The organism is Nocardia sp. CA-107356 (assembly GCF_050946365.1).
In the GTDB taxonomy this organism is placed as follows: Bacteria; Actinomycetota; Actinomycetes; order Mycobacteriales; family Mycobacteriaceae; genus Nocardia.
Window position 1 is genome coordinate 7,703,419 of the sequence record NZ_CP191992.1, and the last position, 15,838, is coordinate 7,719,256.

Annotated in this window: 13 protein-coding genes and 1 pseudogene; 5 read left to right on the forward strand and 9 right to left on the reverse strand. The window is 66.2% G+C overall.

The window, feature by feature from the left end:
* Positions 1-98 precede the first annotated feature (98 nt).
* Positions 99-1,370 (reverse strand): hypothetical protein, encoded by a 1,272-nt coding sequence (locus ACQP1G_RS34715; protein ID WP_433193911.1) that lies wholly within the window; start codon positions 1,368-1,370, stop codon positions 99-101.
* 391 nt (positions 1,371-1,761) lie between these two features.
* A complete protein-coding gene (locus ACQP1G_RS34720; RefSeq protein WP_433193912.1) occupies positions 1,762-2,133 on the reverse strand; it encodes a winged helix-turn-helix transcriptional regulator in 372 nt (123 codons plus the stop codon).
* 49 nt (positions 2,134-2,182) lie between these two features.
* Between ACQP1G_RS34720 and ACQP1G_RS34725 the strand changes: the two genes are divergently transcribed.
* Complete coding sequence (locus tag ACQP1G_RS34725) at positions 2,183-2,533, forward strand: DoxX family protein (RefSeq protein ID WP_433193913.1); 351 nt, start codon at positions 2,183-2,185, stop codon at positions 2,531-2,533.
* Positions 2,534-2,910: 377 nt separating this feature from the next.
* Here ACQP1G_RS34725 and ACQP1G_RS34730 read toward each other — a convergent pair.
* The 3 genes and pseudogenes from ACQP1G_RS34730 to ACQP1G_RS34740 all read right to left on the reverse strand — a co-directional run.
* Positions 2,911-3,177 (reverse strand): annotated as a pseudogene (locus tag ACQP1G_RS34730) (hypothetical protein); the annotation flags it as partial.
* A 71-nt stretch (positions 3,178-3,248) separates the two neighbouring features.
* On the reverse strand, positions 3,249-4,115 hold the full coding sequence (locus ACQP1G_RS34735; protein WP_433193914.1) for an LLM class F420-dependent oxidoreductase: 867 nt from the start codon (positions 4,113-4,115) through the stop codon (positions 3,249-3,251).
* A gap of 48 nt (positions 4,116-4,163) precedes the next feature.
* Positions 4,164-5,417 carry a cytochrome P450 gene (locus tag ACQP1G_RS34740; protein WP_433193915.1) on the reverse strand — a complete coding sequence of 418 codons (1,254 nt, stop codon included), beginning with the start codon at positions 5,415-5,417 and terminating at the stop codon, positions 4,164-4,166.
* A gap of 248 nt (positions 5,418-5,665) precedes the next feature.
* Between ACQP1G_RS34740 and ACQP1G_RS34745 the strand changes: the two genes are divergently transcribed.
* The 4 genes from ACQP1G_RS34745 to ACQP1G_RS34760 all read left to right on the forward strand — a co-directional run bounded on the left by ACQP1G_RS34745 (position 5,666) and on the right by ACQP1G_RS34760 (position 11,013).
* Positions 5,666-5,794, forward strand: a complete 129-nt coding sequence (locus ACQP1G_RS34745; protein WP_433193916.1) for a hypothetical protein — start codon at positions 5,666-5,668, stop codon at positions 5,792-5,794.
* A gap of 82 nt (positions 5,795-5,876) precedes the next feature.
* Entirely contained in the window at positions 5,877-8,456 is a 2,580-nt protein-coding gene (lanL, locus tag ACQP1G_RS34750; RefSeq protein ID WP_433193917.1) for a class IV lanthionine synthetase LanL, read from the forward strand.
* A gap of 385 nt (positions 8,457-8,841) precedes the next feature.
* Positions 8,842-10,266, forward strand: a complete 1,425-nt coding sequence (locus ACQP1G_RS34755) for a serine hydrolase domain-containing protein (protein ID WP_433193918.1) — start codon at positions 8,842-8,844, stop codon at positions 10,264-10,266.
* Positions 10,267-10,296: 30 nt separating this feature from the next.
* Entirely contained in the window at positions 10,297-11,013 is a 717-nt protein-coding gene (locus ACQP1G_RS34760) for a MerR family transcriptional regulator (RefSeq protein WP_433193919.1), read from the forward strand.
* Positions 11,014-11,154: 141 nt separating this feature from the next.
* On the opposite strand, the gene ACQP1G_RS34765 is transcribed toward ACQP1G_RS34760, so the two are convergent.
* The 4 genes from ACQP1G_RS34765 to ACQP1G_RS34780 form a co-directional block, all read right to left on the reverse strand.
* A complete protein-coding gene (locus tag ACQP1G_RS34765) occupies positions 11,155-12,324 on the reverse strand; it encodes a M14 family zinc carboxypeptidase (protein ID WP_433193920.1) in 1,170 nt (389 codons plus the stop codon).
* Between the two features lie 125 nt (positions 12,325-12,449).
* Positions 12,450-13,331, reverse strand: coding sequence for an alpha/beta fold hydrolase (locus ACQP1G_RS34770; RefSeq protein ID WP_433193921.1), 882 nt, complete (start codon positions 13,329-13,331; stop codon positions 12,450-12,452).
* A gap of 90 nt (positions 13,332-13,421) precedes the next feature.
* Positions 13,422-14,243 (reverse strand): alpha/beta fold hydrolase, encoded by an 822-nt coding sequence (locus tag ACQP1G_RS34775; protein ID WP_433193922.1) that lies wholly within the window; start codon positions 14,241-14,243, stop codon positions 13,422-13,424.
* Complete coding sequence (locus ACQP1G_RS34780) at positions 14,243-15,706, reverse strand: NAD(P)/FAD-dependent oxidoreductase (RefSeq protein WP_433193923.1); 1,464 nt, start codon at positions 15,704-15,706, stop codon at positions 14,243-14,245. Before ACQP1G_RS34780 ends, ACQP1G_RS34775 begins: the two co-directional genes overlap by 1 nt.
* Positions 15,707-15,838: the final 132 nt, after the last annotated feature.

The following is a 15,838-nucleotide window of genomic DNA, read 5'->3' on the forward strand; positions in this document are numbered from 1 at the left end:
GTCGAAGCGATGCGGGTCGCTGCCGGTCCGGTCTTGTGCGCTGGTGATTACGCCCCTCGCGGTGGCGAGCACGAGATCGCGCAGCCCGGGGATCGCCCTTATCGCGACACCTCGAGTCCCGGATTCAGGGCGATCTCCTCCAGCACCGCGAATGGCAGAGGCTCATCGGAGGCATCGGTGGAGCTGACCTGGATCTGCACCCCGGACCGGCGAGTGACGGTGACGGTGCGCGACGGCGAGCTTCGCCGCTCCATGGACTCGACCACCGCCCCGTCCGGCAGCCGCCGCGTCGCGCCGTCGTATGAGGAAGTATCGGGCCCCTGCGGCAGGGGTTGGTCGGTGCTGATCACGACGGTCAACCGCGATTGCAGGCCGGGCGTGGTTACTCGAACCGCCTGGCACACGCCGCCGCCCAACTCCCCTGGCAGCAGCGCCCCCAATGGCCGGTCCAGGGTCACACCGTCGAGCGGAATCTGCGCCAGCACCTCGTCCCATCGACGAGCCTGGGCCTGATCGATCACCGCACCGGATTTCGAGAAGCGAAGGCAGCGCTCGGGCGGGCTCGGCGTTCCGGGCGGTACCGGCGCGCTGATGCGTAGTTCGGGGTCGGTCACGAGCGCGACGAGCTCGTCGATGGCCAAGGGGACGGCTCGGGTACGGCCGCTGCCGTCAGCGGCTTGATCAGTGGCGTTCGCGTAGGCGACGGATCCGTCGGGCAGATAAGCGGTGGCGTCGCGCGAAAGGGTGCGAACCCCATTCGTTTCCGACCAGGTGTCATCGGTATCGACGATCGTGCCGTCGGGGAGGTGCCGCCGCTCGTCGAGTTCGCCGGCGACGCACGGTGGAATCGGCTTGGTGGCTTTGCGTACGGTCACCGACAGCGCGCCCGCTCGATCACCGCGCAGCAGCGTGGCGTTCGCCCTGGTCCAACCGCCGAGTCCCTTGTTCTGCGTGGGATCGCCCAGGATCGGCTGGAACACCAGCGAGTCGCGCAGCGAGTCGAATGCGATCTCGATATCACCGGGCAGCGCATCCTGCAGCGCCTGCGTCATCGCGACGGCCTTGGGACCGGAGAACCACGGATAGGACGGATTGTCGTATCTATCCGTGTCGGAGTAAACCATCCCGAACGATTGCCCTTTCCGCGGAGGTTCTACGACATCACAACCCGGGATCTGCACCGGAAACGTGACCGGCGGAGTGACATAGGAGTTTTCGGCCCGAGCCGTGGGCTCCGACGGCTCCGGCTCGTGCACCAGCCAGGCGATGAGGTAGCCGGTCGCGACGATCGCGGCGCAGGTCAGACCCACCGTCCATCTGTTCACAGCCGGGGAGGGCTGGGGCGCGTCCTTGTCATCACCGTTTTCCATGTTCTGCATTGTGTCTGCCGGTACCGACATGCTGCACACTCGGCCGGATGCGGAGAAATCACCAGCCTCGAAGCTGCCGCAGCACGCCTGAATTTGCCATGGCGAGCAAGACAGTCCATGGTCCTCCAGTGGAACCGGTGATGCGCACGGATCTTCGCTGGACGTGCATATCCAGTGGGGTCGAGAGGCAGAGGTCTCGGAATTCGTTGCGGGCCTGGCCAAGGTGCACGGCCTCGTCTACTACGACGGCCGATCAGACCGACTCCGGCCCTGAGCAAATGCCGCCGAGCGGCGTAATGGCGCGCCCGCTCTGCGGCATGTGAGTGCATTGGTGGGCGATCTCGGCCCCGCGGAAACGATCAGCGACACACGGTGTGCGGCTGTCTGGAACCTAGTGCGTCTGGTTCGCGGCTGCCGATTCCTGGAAGTCGAGGAGTGCTTCTCCATGCGTCTGCGCCCACTCCGTCAGCATCGCTATCGGCTCCTGGAGCGTCCGGCCGAGCGGGGTCAGGCTGTATTCCACCCGTGGGGGCACTTCGGCGTACCGCTGTCGATCGATGAGGCCGTTGCTCTGCAAGCGGCGCAGGGTCTGGGTCAGCACCTTCCGCGAGATACCGCCCGACAAAGCGATAAGTTCACTGTGCCGCTTGGGGCCATCCTGGAGCGCGTAGAGGGTGACTACGGACCACTTGTTCGCGACGATCTCGATTGCTGTGCGGGCGGGACAGTCGGACATGAACATGATTCCGGCAGGGGGACTCACGGTCCGAAGGTTACCAAAAGGTACCTATCGGATTCCTAGCGTGGCCGTCATGCACATCGCAGCCCTGATCTTGTCCGTCCTGCTCGCTTTGGCCATGCTCCAGTCCGGAATGATGAAGTTCTTCCGCCCCGCGTGGATACGCCAATTCGCCGAAGCGGTCCACCTCACCACCTCCCAGCTCACCGCGCTCGGGAGCCTGCAGATCGCCGCGACGGTCGGTCTCCTCTGGGGAATCTGGTTCCCGCCCTTCGCGATCGCCGCCGCGATCGGGCTGGTGCTCTACTTCACCGGCGCGATCATCGCCCACCTCCGCAGCGGCGACCGGAACATGCTGGGAGCCGTGGTCTTCCTTGCGCTCTCGATCGCGACGTCAGTCGTGCTCGTTCTCAATGTCGCCTGAACTCTAGGAGCCCAACCTCGCAGTCTCGGTTGTCCGCCTTCAAGTCGCGCGCGATGTCCGAACACCCTGGAATCGGCATTACCGCGCTTCCATCAGGCATGCCCGGCTGACCCCACGCCCTGAGCCAACCCGGCCGATCGGCGGCGGATGACTGTGCCACCGACTTGGCATCGGCTACTCGTCACCGCCACCGGTTCCTGAACGAGCTGCCGCACCCCTGCGGGGCTTGCCAGATAGGCACCGCGGTCCGGTAGACGGTAACGGCCCCTGATACTGGGCAGCTGGGCTCAGCATCAGGGGCCGCGATATGACTGGAATCACACATCTGTCAGAACGTCTGTTCAGGCACTCGGAATCTCCTGTTTTCCCAGGTCAGATCAATGACCCTGGACAGGCGAATTGACCGTGGAGAAGTACTGGATGGCGGCGCCGATGGCGACCGGAGCGGTCACCAGGAGCTGGCCCGCGATGGTGCCGAGGGCACCGATCGCGACGATGCCGCCGATGGCCGCCGCGGGAATGAAGGCGCCGAAGAGGCCGACGATGGCGGCCGAGGCGACCGTCGCACCGGCGATACCACCGAGGACACAGCCGACGGCGCCGCCGACCAGGGTGCCGATGGTGGCGCCCATGGTGATGGTGCTCAGCGCCGCAGCAAGAGCATGCGGCAACTGACCGCCGCCGATCTGCCGCCGGTTCTACCGGGTCCGAATGCTCAGAGGTCGCTGACCATGCGCACCAATTCCGAGAGTTTCTCCAGGTCCTCGTCCACGAACGGGCCCGGGCGGCCGAGTACGATGTGTTGGATGCCGACCTCGGCGAAGCGGGCGAACGAATCCGCCTGTTCCGCGAGCGATTTGTCGGGATCGTAGTACACGACCATCGTCTTCTCGATCTCTTCGTACGGTCGACCGACCGCCTCGCAATGCCCTTGCAGGACTGCGAGTTTGGCCGCGACCGTATCGACGGATGGACCGAAGAGGTTGCAGGCGTCGGCGTACTGCGCGACCAAGCGCAATGTCTTGCGCTCGCCCTGGCCGCCGATCATTATGGGCGGATGGGGGCGGGTCAGCGAGTTGGGCACATTGAGCGGTCGTTCGAGCGTGTAATGCGCACCGTGGAACGGCTTTTCGGAACCCTCCCACATCTGCTTCGCAATCCGCAGGGTCTCCTCTAAACGTTCGTATCGCTCGGATGTCGGCGGAAAGAACAGTCCGAGGCCCGCGGATTCATCGGCATTCCACGCCGCGCCGATACCGAGCCAGGCTCGGCCGCCGGAGAGCACGTCGAGGGTCGTGACACTCTTCACCAGCAGACCCGGATCCCGATAGGTGACGGCGGTGACCAAGGCGCCGAACCGAATTCGTTCGGTCCGGGCCGCGATGTACCCGAGGGCGGCGTATGCCTCGAGCATGTCGTGTTCGGCCGGACCGTTCGAACCGATCTGGAACAGGTGATCCATGACGAATACCGAGTCGAGCCCGCCCTGATCGGCCGCGCGCACGATCCGGTCGACCCGCGGGCCGATCGCCTCCGGCGAATCCGGCCAGGTGAAGTCAGCAAGGGAAATACTCAGTCGCATACCCCGAGCGTGGCACGACCAGCGCGCGCCGGGGAGGCACCGTCGGTCCTAGGACACCGGTAGCGGCGGCGATTGCGGGAAAGCGACCGGTAGCGCGGTCAGTGCGCGGTGGAACGGACCCGGCCGCCAGGTCAGTTCGCCGGGTGACACCGCGAGGCGGAGCTCGGGCAGTGCGTCGAGTAGTTGGTCGATGGCTTCCTGGGCGATCAGGTATGCCATCGAATTCGCGGGGCACACATGCGGTCCGGCACCCCAGGCCAGATGGGACCGATTGCCCGCGTACTGGTTGCCGGTGATCGCCGGATCGGTATTGCAGGCGGCGATGCTGATGACGACCGGTTGGTGCGCGGGTAGCCAGACATTGTCGATCAGGATGGGCTGGCGCGGAAAACTCATGCAGAAATTCGCCATCGGCGGATCGTTGAACAACACCTCGTCGAGCGCGTCCCGGGTGGACAGGGTCCCGCCGAGCACGCTGCCGCCGAACCGCTCGTCGGTCAGGATCAACAGCAGGGTGTTGACGATCAGATTCTGTTGCGGCTCGATGCCCGCCCCGTACAGCGTGCCCAGCTGGTGCACCATTTCGGTATCGGTCAGCGCCGCCGGATGCCGCAGCATCCGCGTGGTGATGTCGTCGCCGGGCTCGGCGCGCTTGAGTTGGGTCAACGCCAGCATTGCCCCGACGAGCAACTGGTTGCCCTGCTCGGCATCGACGCCCTCGAAGATCGCGGCCATCCCCGTGGCGGCCTGCTGTGCGATATCGGCCGGACATCCGAGCATCGCGTTCAGCACCGCGAAGGCGAGCGGAAAGGCATACTGGCGCACCAGATCCGCCGACCTGTCCGCACAGAACGTATTGATCAGCGGTACCGCGAGTTTGGCCACCGTATCGTGCAGACCGTACTGATCGACCTTCTCCAGACCCGCGACATTGCTCTGCCGATATCTGGCGTGCGTATCACCGGCATTGCGCAGGGCATTCGGTCGCCACTGCATCATCGGCAGTACCGGACAGTCCGCGGGCACATCCTTCTGCCATGTGCGCGGATCCGCCGGAAAATGGTCCGGATCATTGAGAATCCGCAACGCCGCGTAATATCCGACCACCAATGTCGCAGGCACACCCGGCGCCAAGTCCACCGGCACCAGCGCCCCGTACCGCCCCCGCATCTCCCGATACGCTCTGTGCGGATCCGCCGCGAACTCCGGCGTGTACAGCGCCACCCGGGGCCCATCCGTGTCGATCGGCGAGGTGAGTGGAGCGCGACCGGATCGGCTGTGTGCTGGCGACGGTATCGTCATCGAGATAACTCCAGGCGTTCGGACAAATCAGCCCCGTGAGCCTATGCATCCGGCACTCCGCGCGCACCCGAAACATCGAAACCCTCGGCCCGCACGGCCTATCCGCAGGTAGATCTCGGCGTCTGCGCCGCTGAAATTCGTGTGAAAGGCGGGTGAAAGGTCGCGTTCCTAACGTCGGTGACTGGAAAGGCAACTGCCGTTTCCACAGGTGAATACCGCTTCGCCTGTTCGATGAAAGGAGAACGAGAGTGGCGACCGAACACATCGAACTCACCACCGATATCGCCGCACTGCAACGGCTTCCCGGTCGGGAACGCGCGCGGCAGTGCGACGGCGGGTCTTGTACCTGTTCGCGTACCGGCATCAGCGTGAGCTGACACAAGTGGCGGCGCGACGGGCAACGCCCGTCGCGCCGTTGAAAGTCCAAGGAAACAGCAAGCATTCGTGAGGAGAGCCATCATGCTTGTCGAGGACATCGAACGACGGCTGGCGCCGCTGGACGGCTGGACCGTTCGGTTGGACGACATCTGGTGCTACATCGTCCCGCAAGGACACCACTATCGCCGTCAGGGCTGGAAGCTGCACGTGTCGGCAACGGTCGCCGCCGCGCCCGAGGTGCTCGACCGCGTGGCCGATGTACTCCTCGCCGCGGGATGCCCCTTCAAATTCGCCGCCACGCTCGACAATGTCAGCAGGCTGAATTCCGGCAGATACGCGCGCGGCAGCTCCGGTAAGTTCGTCACGATCTACCCCGACGACGACGATCAGCTGCGCGAGCTCGCCGCCCGATTGCACGAGCGGACAACCGGCTTGACGGGGCCGACGATCTTGTCGGATCGCCCCTATGCCCCCGGTAGCCTCGTCCACTACCGATACGGTGAGTTCCTCGGCGATCCTGTGCTCGGCAACGATGGCGTCTACCTGCGCGTACTCGTCGCGCCCGATGGGACGACGATCGAGGATCGGCGCGATGCCTGGTTCACCCCGCCACCGTGGGCCATCGACCCGTTCGGGTACACCGAGCCACCCGCGCCCGCCGTCGACGGTGTGCTGCTGGCGGATCGGTACGTGGTACACCGGGCCATCAAACACGCCAATAAGGGCGGCGTATTCGAAGCGACCGATATCGGCACGGGTGCGGCGCTGATCGTCAAACAGGCGCGCGCCGGAGTCGGTGACGGCCCCGATGGCTGGACCTATCGGGTCGCGCTCCGCAATGAGGCCGAGATGCTCGATCTGCTGGCTTCACTGGGTATTTCGCCGCGCCCACTTGCACTGTTCGAGCAGGGCGGCGACCTGTTCCACGTGGTCGAACGGGTCGACGGTATGACGCTGGAGGATTGGTGCAAGCGGCCCGACCGGCCGGTGCATCGGCGGGTGATCGCACGCGCGCTGACCGCGTCGATCGCAGCCGTGCACGCGAAAGGCGTTGTGCTGCGCGATCTCTCGCCGACGAATGTGATGATATGCGCGGACGGATCGGTCCGGTTCATCGATCTCGAGCTGGCCGCCCGAGCCGGTGTGCCCGCAAAACTGGTCTGGACACCGGGTTACGCTGCGCCCGAACAGATTCGAGGTGCGGTGCCAGATCCCGCCGCCGACCGGTACGCGCTCGGCGCGCTGCTGTTCCTGCTGTACACCGGCGCCGGTCCCGAACTCGCGCCGGACGATCCACCCGGCCGTGGCGGCCGGGACCGCATCGCGAGCCTGCTCGACCTGGCCGAGGTGACCGACGACATCGCCCCGATGCGACCGCTGCTGCTCGGGCTGCTCGCCGACGAGCCAGCACAGCGGTGGACGCTGGACCGGGTCGGTGACTTCCTCGAAGCCGATCGGCCCGCGGACATACCGCGACCCGCGGACACCCGGCAGGAGGAATCGGCGCGCCTGCTCGCCGACGGCATCGACTACCTGCTGGCCTCGATGACACCCGACGACACCGAAGCATTGTGGCCGAGAACGCGAACCGCGAGCCGAAGCGATCCGTGCGCGGTGTACCACGGCGCCGCGGGCGTGCTCGGCACCCTGATCCGGGTCACCGGTATCACCGCCGACGAACAGGTCCGCGCCGCGATCCGGACCACCGCGGATTGGATCGTACGGCGGCTGGGATCGCAGGACCCGTTGCCCGGCCTCTATTTCGGCCGCTCCGGCACCGCGGTCGCACTCGATGCCGCCGGACGCCTGCTCGGCGACGACGATCTCGACAAAGCCGCGGCCGACCTGTTCGACCGGATGCCGCGGGACTGGCGCAATCCCGATGTCACACACGGCCTCGCCGGGGTCGGCATGGCGTCGCTGATGCTGTGGTCGGCGACCGGCGCGTCGACCTTCCGCGACCGTGCGGGCGAGTATGCCGAACGTCTCGCCGACCGTGTCGAACGGCACGACGGTGTGCCGGTCTGGCCCATTCCGGACGATTTCGATTCACTGCTCGCCGGCGCCGTCGACTACGGATTCGCGCACGGCACCGCGGGTATCGCCGCATTCCTACTGGCCGCGGGTGTACGTCTCGGTGTATCGGAGTGGGTCGAACTGGCCACCGAGGCGGCCACGTCACTGGGCCGCGTCGGCATCGACACCGGCGTCGGATACCTGTGGCCGCCCGGACCCGACGCCGACGGCCCGCTGGCCGAATTCTGGTGCAGCGGGTCGGCGGGTATCGGCACATTCCTGCTGCAATGCTGGCGCGCGACCGGCGACCGAGACCTATGGCGATACGCCGAACAGGCCGCCGAGGGGGTGTGGGCCCGCCGCTGGACGCCGGTTCCCGCACAATGTCACGGTCTGGCGGGCGGCGGCGAACTCATGCTCGACCTCGCCGATGCCACCGGCGACGACCGGTTCCGCAGGCGGGCCGAATATTTCGCGTCGGCCCTTGTCGCCCGAGCCGGAATCCGGGACGGCCGCCTGCTCGCGCCGGACGAATCGATGACCGCCTTGGGGACCGACTATTCGGTCGGCGTGGCAGGCTGGGTGGACTTCTTGGTTCGGCTCCACCACGGCGGCCGCCGCGCATGGACCCCCGACCCGCGGTAGGTCACCCGATGCCGTTGTCCTCGGCAACCCTGCGTCACATGGCCGCGACGATATCCTCGCCCAGGCCGGGTTGTGGCTCAAATGAATTCGATCGGATCGATACGCCAACCGCGATCCGAGCGCCGCAACGTCACCTTGGCGGTGAGGTCGTGCGAACCGGTCATGCCGGAAAGTTACTGGTACGGCGGTGATCTCGATATCGACCGAGCTGCTCAAAGCAATGCCCAGATCCCCTGCGCACACCGATTGCGATGCACTGCACAGGAGTTCGGCGGCCCGATCGCCGCAGAGGCATCCGGGCCCGTGCGGACTTCCATGGGTCCGGAAGCGTTTCTCTGTTCAGGGCTTGACCTTGCCCCATGGGCAAGGTTCGACGATGGTTCGCATGAACAACAACGCATTGCACACCGTCGAAGCCCACATCCGCGAGCGGGCCGCCGCCTACTGCGAGTCCGACAACGTCCCCGGGTTCGTCGCTGGCGTGTATCACGCCGGCGAGCAGATCATCGTCGCTCACGGCACCGCGAACGTCGCCACCGGCGCACCGATGCTCGAGGACACCGGATTCCTGTTCGGCTCGGTTACCAAGGTCCTGACCACCACGCTGGTGCTCCGGCAGGTCGAGGGCGGACTCCTGGACCTCGACGCGCCCGTAGTGAAGTACCTCCCGGAATTCGCGCTGACCGCCCCCGGCGCGGCGGACAAGATCCTGGTCCGGCACCTGATCTCGCATACCAATGGCATCGATGCGGACCTGTTCTTCCCCGACGCCGCGGGCCGTGACGCCCTGCAGACCTACGTCGAGGGCCTCGCGAACAGCTGCGGCACCCTGTTCGAACCCGGCGAGCAGCTCAGCTACTCCAACGGCGGCATGATCGTCGCGGGCCGCCTGCTGGAAGTGGTGACCGGCCTGTCCTTCCCCGACCTGCTCGAGCGCGATATCTACGCACCCGTCGGCATGCGGAACTCCAGCACCTCAGCCGAGCAGGCCATCCTGCGCAGCACCGCCGTCGGCCACTTCCTGGACGCCGAGACCATGGCGGCCAAGCCGACTCGCATGTTCATGCTGCCCGATACGTGGGGGCCAGCGGGCGGCACACCGATCGGCACCATCGCCGACCTGCTCGCCTTCGGACGCACCCACCTCGCGGGCGGAATATCCCCATCCGGCACCCGCGTCCTGTCGAGCGAGTCGACCGCGCTGATGCAACAGGTCTCGCACGACATGGCCACCCCGAATGTCCCACCGATGGGCCTGGGTTGGGTGCGGTATCCGTTCGGTGACACGACCGTCCTCGCCATGTCGGGCGCATCGCCCGGCGGCGTGTCCATCCTGTGTGTCCTGCCCGAATACGACCTGGTCTTCACCGCCTTCGGCAATACCTCCAGGGCGATCATGCTGCAGGACCAGATCCTGCAATGGCTCCTCAGCGGGCATCTCGGCGGCCAAATCCCCACTCTGATCACCGAATTGGAGGCCGACGTCGACCTCACCCCCTATGTGGGCACCTACCGGTCCAACCAGCTCCGCATCGACGTCAGCATTGTCGAAGGTCAGCTCGAGGAACGGATGACCTACGAACCGGCAGACGAATCGCAGGCGCAGATCTTCACCGAGTTCGCTGGCGGCATGACCTCCGCCCCGCCGCAGCGCTACGTGCCGATCCGCCCCGGCCTTTTCGCACCCGCCGGATATCCACTGGAGACGTTCGACGGATATCTGCGACTGCTGCTCGTCTCCTACCACGACATCCGCGACGGCCGAGCGCGCTTCCGCAACGGCGGCGGCCGCCTGACCCGACGGGCCTGACCGTTCCGAATAAGTGGAAGGATATCCAGCATGATCACGATCGGCCGGCTCGCGGACTACGCCGGAGTGACCATCAAAGCCATCCGCCACTATCACGAGCGCGGTCTGCTCGCCGAGCCCGACCGCGACTCGTCCGGCTACCGGCGCTACACCGCGCAAGACGCCATCGACCTCATCAAGATCAGAACCCTGGCCGATGCGGGCGTACCACTGGCTCGCATCAAAGACCTCCTCGACACCGACCCGGACGCGCTCACGACAGTCATCGCCGAGATCGACCGCAACCTCCGCGACCGCATCGCGCAGCTGCGACGAACCCGCGATCAACTCGCCCAACTACGCAGCGGCGACCGGCTTTTCGTCTCCTCCGAAGTCGCCGCCTACCTCGACGACTTGCGCGAACTAGGCGTCAGCGAGCACCGGATCCACCTGGAACGCGACGGCTGGATCCTCATGCAAACCGCCTCACCCGAGGACGCCGCCGGATGGATCGCCGAAAAACGTGAACTCATCACCCATCCCGAAGTCCGCGCCCTCTACCTCGAATACGACGCCGCCTACGACTGGTCACCCGACGACCCCCGCCTCCCTGCCCTCGCGGAACGCACCCGCAACTGGTTCGCCAACCACCACAGCCGCTCCGAAACCCGCCCCGTCCACAACCCGGCCATCGCCCAGTTGGCCGCCCGATCCCAGCCCGGAGCCTCATCCCCGGCATGGGACCGCCTCAATCAACTCATGCGATAGCGGCATCGATCAAGGCTTCCCGTTTTCGTTGTCGGGTTTGCGCCCGGGTCAGGCGCATCTGTGTCCTCGCCGTTTCTGCTGACAGTTTGGTCCGGCCGACATTTTGGCCCCGCTACACCGGCCGTTGATCGCGCAACCGGGTCACCGCCGTGATGACAGACGATGCCTGGATAGCAACCAGTCGATCCAGTGGAACCAACTGCCCGGGTGCATCGCGTTCGATCTCACCGCACCACCGATCGAAGACAGCCTCGAAACGCCTACTTTCCGAGTGGAGTTCGGGAGATCCGCTGCGGGCGGCCTCCTCGCGCAGCAGCCGAGCGAGCGGTCCGGCGATTCGCAACCAGGGGAGTCATCGGCCAAGCGGGGGTCGCTCCACAGCGGCAATTCGCTGACCAGGTACGCACCACCGTACTGTCCGGCGTAGTGGCCGCTGCTGCCGCCGGACAGGGCCAGCGGATCCGCGCAGCCGGCCGCGATCGCGCTGCACATCTGATCGAAGCTCGGCATGCCGAAGATGCCTTCGGTCAGCGGCGCCGCGCCGGGGGCATCGGGTTCACCTCGGTACAGCGGCAATCCGTTGCCGGTGATGTGCCCGGTCAGCGACCTCCAGTAGTCACTATCGCCGCCGCTGACGTAGGCGAATCCGCCGCTGAAGTCCGCGTTGTGGAGCGAGGCCACCAGCGCGGGGCGGGTGGAATCGATCAGTGTCATCAGTGCCCGGGTCTCCGGCAGCGGACGGCCGATCGGGGTGCCCCGCCAATTCATCGGGAAGGTCCACTCCGCTTGCAGGTCACCGGGCGGCCGATAGAAGTGACGCGCCACATTGGTGCGGGTGAACGGGCCACCGAACCAGCCTTCGCCCAGCCGGGTGGCGTCCGGATCCACCAGCGGGACGAAATTCCAGGTAGCCCCGAGCGAAGACGTCAGCGCCTCGTCGGCGGCCAGCCGGCCCAGCAGATGACGGGTGGTGGCCAAGCCGATCGGCTCATTGGAGTGTGGGCTACCGAGCACCAGTATCGGGCGCGGCCCGGATCCGATGCGCACGTTGCGAATCGCCTGCCCGGCCCGGGAACGGCCGATCTCGGTGACCAGGACTCGGCCCGGATCGACTGCCGCCAATCTATCGACGAAGGCGTTCATCTCGTCCGCCGTCGGAAATGCCGAAATCGGTGACACCGGACCGACGATCTCGGCAATCTCGTCGGTTCCTGCCTGTACCGCCGCACCGTTGCCAGCATCGGTGCGAGAACAACCGGCCGCGGCGAGGGCGGCCATCGCGCTGAGCCCGAACAGCCGTCGACGGTTCATTTCCACCATTGGGTATCAGCCTCTCGGTTCTTCAGGGTTGCGCGAGATCGTCGAGCTCGCCATCGGATTGGATCGCGATGCCCTCACGCGCAACGCGCTCGGACAGCTCGGGACTTCGACGTAGGTCAGCGGTGCACGAGGTCACGAATGGCGGCGACGACGGCAGCCGGGTCCTCCTCAGCCATGAAGTGACCCGCGTCGATGGTGCGATGGTCCAGATCCGGTGCCCAGTTCGACCACAGAGCGGCGGCCTCGTATCCGAGTGTGGCGCCCCAGTCTTGCTGGATGACCGTCACGGGCATCGCCAGCCGGATGCCTGCGGCGCGGTCGACACGATCATGGTCGACATCGACGGTTGCCGAAGCGCGGTAGTCGGCCACGATCGAGGGGACGGCTTCGCGGCATGCATCGAGGTAGGCCGCGCGCACCGACGTGGGAATCGCGGATGGATCCTTGCTCCACTGGTCCAGGAAGGAAGAGAAGAACGCGTCGGCGCTGGCGGAGATCATCTGTTCGGGCAGGCCAGGCGGCTGCGCCATCAGGTACAGATGGAATCCGACGGCGGCGCTGGTGCCGTGCAGCACATCCCACATGTCCAGGGTGGGCAGCACGTCCAGACACGCGAGATGGCTGATCGCGTCGGGGTGGTCGAGGCCTGCTCGGAAGGCGACCAGCGCGCCCCGGTCGTGCCCGGCGAGTGCGAAACGTTCATGGCCGAAAGCTTTCGCCACGGCGATGATGTCGGCGGCCATGGTCCGCTTCGAGTAGGTATCGGTCCCGGCTTCTGCAGGTTTATCGCTGTCGCCGTAACCACGCAGGTCCGGGACGACGACGGTGTGGCCCCCGGCGACCAGGTCGGCGGCGACGTGCCGCCACATCAGGTGGGTCTGGGGAAAACCGTGCAGCAGCACGATCGGGGTTCCCGAGCCGGCGACGGCGACGTTGAGAGCGATGTCGTCGGCCACGGGGACCCGGTGGTAGTCGAATCCGGGAATGGTGCGAGTCATCGTGTGGGCTTCTTTCATTCGAAGGTGACTCTCGGAAAGGGGCTTTCGGTGTCGGGAGGTCGGCGGCACAACCACCCGACAGCCGAACCGCTAGCGCGGGGTTGTGGACAGGAAGTCCAGGATCAGGCCGTTGACCCGGTCCGGTGCCTCGACTTGCATCCAGTGGCCAATGCCGTCGAGCCGCTCGTACCGCCACGACCCGCTGACGTACTTCTCGCTACCGAGCACGGCCTGCTCGGTCAGGAACGCGTCTTCGCTGCTCCACACGCCCATCATCGGGGCGAGTACCGGTGGCAGGACGGGCGGTTCGACGAGGAATTCCGGTCCGGCCCCGGTGCGGTACAGCCCCAGGCTGGTGCTCAGCGCCCGCGGATCACGCATCCGCTCGATGACCTCGAGCAGGTCCGGATGACTGGCGAGCCATTGCCGCATATTGGCGAAATCGTCTTGCGCGAGCCAGCGTTCGGCGATGCCAAGGGACTGGAACAGCAAGAAGTACCAGGACTTCTCGCGCTGTGGCAGCCCCGCGTCCACCACCGCCGCCGGGGTCCCCACCGAGAGCGTGGTGAGGTCGGCGACCCGCTCGGGATGCAGCCCCGCGAGCAGCACGGCCAGGGACGCACCCCAATCGTGCCCGATGACGTGTGCGGACTGCACCTCGAGTTCGTCGAGCACGCCCACCAGATCGGCGACATACTGCGCGAGCTCGTACTGTGCCAGTTCCGTCGGTTTGTCCGAGGACCCGAAGCCGCGCAGATCGGGTGCGATAGTGCGGTAGCCCGCCGCGTTCAACGCCGGCACCTGATAACGCCATACGGCGTGGGTATCCGGATACCCGTGCACCAGAAGCACATCCGTGCCGGATCCGCTGACCTGCACCTGCAATTCGATGCCATTGCTTTCGATGCGCACTACCTCGCTCCGATCGCGGTGAGCAGCTCGACCCGGGACGGGCCGGGCTGCGGATAGCCGGTAGCACCGCCGCCGATATCCATGGCTCGGTCGAGCACGCCCGGTCGGGCCAGTGCTTCCTCGGGGCTGCTCAGTCCCGAACCGACGTCGCTATAAGCCCGCAGCACGTCGGGGTCCTGCAGCTTCGCGGCCTCCAGTGCCTGCCGCAGGTGCCATTCCGGATCGTCGGTTCGATAAACGACGCCCTCGACATAAGGGATGGCGGCGATTTCGAGGTCGATCTGCTCGAGCCGATGCAGATCCCACGCGGCCGAGGCCTGCTGGGTACGGCCGAGCGTGTCATCGGTGATCTCGTCGAACCGGAGCGCGAGCTTCTCCCGATCGTCGAAACCGGTCTCGCGCAGCACATCCCGCAGCAACAGCGCATGCGCCATGCCCATGGTGATGCCATACCCGAAGGTGGGATTGGTTGTCGCCCAAGCATCGCCGATGCTGAGCAGTCCGGTCGCCACCGGCTTGTTGTCGATGACGAAGCGCCGATGCCGGGACTCCATGCCGGACATGGCGAGCACTCCGGTGATGGGCTCGCCATACGAAGCCCAGTGCGCCATACCGGGATACAGCGCAGCGACCCGCTGCCAGACCTCGGGATCACTCAACGCCCGCATGGCGCGGTCCTTCGCTGAGACGAACAAGGCCACGGCCCATGTTCCCGCGTCACCGGGAACGGTGGTGATCCCCAGACTGCTGTGGTGTTCCAGCGGCCAGGCCGCCTGGTCCGGATAGGACCCGTCGGCGGAGCGGAAGTACCGGCTGTAGGCCAGGAATCCGGTCTCGTGCTTGTCGTATTTCGGGGCAGGGGCACCGACGTCGGTGAGCATCTTGCTCGCCGGGGAATTGCGGCCGAGTGCGTCGACGACCAGGTCGGCGTGGATTTCCTCGCCTTGCGCAGTCAGGACGCCGGTGATGTGCAGGACACCGGAGGCCGGTGTGGCCTCGGTCAGGAATCCGGTGACCGGAGTCTCCCGGCGTACCGTGACCCCGGCGTGCACGGCGGCGTTGCCGAGTCCCTGCTCGAGGACGGGCCGGCGAGCGGCGAGGGTGTCGAACCGTTCGTCGCCGGGTTTCCGGCCGCCGATGGTCGGCAGATCGTAGGCGCCGTCGAGCATGTTGTGGCTTCGGGCGCCCAGAGCTCGCAGCTCGGTGATCGCCTCCGGCAGTTCCTGGGAGAGTAGGTGATACGCCCCCGGCAACACGAGGTGCGGGTGCCGGAATTGGTTGACTCCCGATCGCCGCCACTGGTCCCACGCGTGCTCGGCGTCGACGCCCGGCCCGTCGGGATCCTTGTCCAACAGGGTGACTCGATGGCCTTCGCGGGCCAGCAGCATGGCCGCGGTCAGCCCGACCGGACCGCCGCCGAGAACTACCACGTGCATCGGCCGGCCTTCCTTGGTGGTTCGCATGATGTGTCCTTTCGAGGATGCGGAGCAGGTCTGGCAACTGTCGGCTGGAATGACGCTCAGTTCCCAGACCGGAAACTGCTCAATTACGAGGAAGTTGCCGGTGCCGCATGGCTATCCAGGCGCCACTGCATC